This window comes from Xanthomonas pisi DSM 18956, from assembly GCF_001010415.1.
Lineage (GTDB): Bacteria > Pseudomonadota > Gammaproteobacteria > Xanthomonadales > Xanthomonadaceae > Xanthomonas > Xanthomonas pisi.
The window spans coordinates 1-427 of the sequence record NZ_JPLE01000252.1 but is presented as its reverse complement, the minus strand read 5'-3'; the positions used below and the strand labels follow the sequence as shown (position 1 = coordinate 427).

The 427-nt window shown below is 44.5% G+C and carries 2 protein-coding genes; both read left to right on the top strand.

The window, feature by feature from the left end; all coding sequences use genetic code 11:
- On the top strand, positions 1 to 269 hold a 269-nt coding region (locus tag Y887_RS21605; RefSeq protein WP_425476743.1), incomplete at its 5' end, for a hypothetical protein.
- Position 270: 1 nt separating this feature from the next.
- A partial coding sequence (locus Y887_RS21600) for a DUF4014 family protein (RefSeq protein WP_046965640.1) occupies positions 271 to 427 on the top strand: 157 nt, incomplete at its 3' end.

Below are 427 nucleotides of genomic sequence, written 5' to 3'. Positions count from 1 at the left end.
CAGCGCGGAGCAAAACCGCTGGAAAAACCACTTGCGCACTAAAGGAGAGTGATATGGCTATTGCTGCAAGTTACACCATGCATCTCTATTGTGATTGCCTCCAGTGTACAGATGGCAAATATAAGTCGCCAGACTTCGGTGAGTATATAGGTACGTCATGGGCTGGCTGTGCAAAAGAGGCGCGCAAGGATGGCTGGCGAATAAGCAAAGACAAAACGCGTGCTTTTGCGCCAGGGCATAAAATTTTGAGGAGCAACAAAGGAGAGTGATGTGCCTACATTATTCAGAAAAGAATATCCGCGAAAAAGTAGAGCGACAGAATTTTTGTTTCTCATTCTGTTTATCGTGTTGATGACACCGATATCCCCGCTAATTTTTGTCTGGGCAATCGGGAAAATAATTGAGCTAGTTATTGAGTTGTATAACG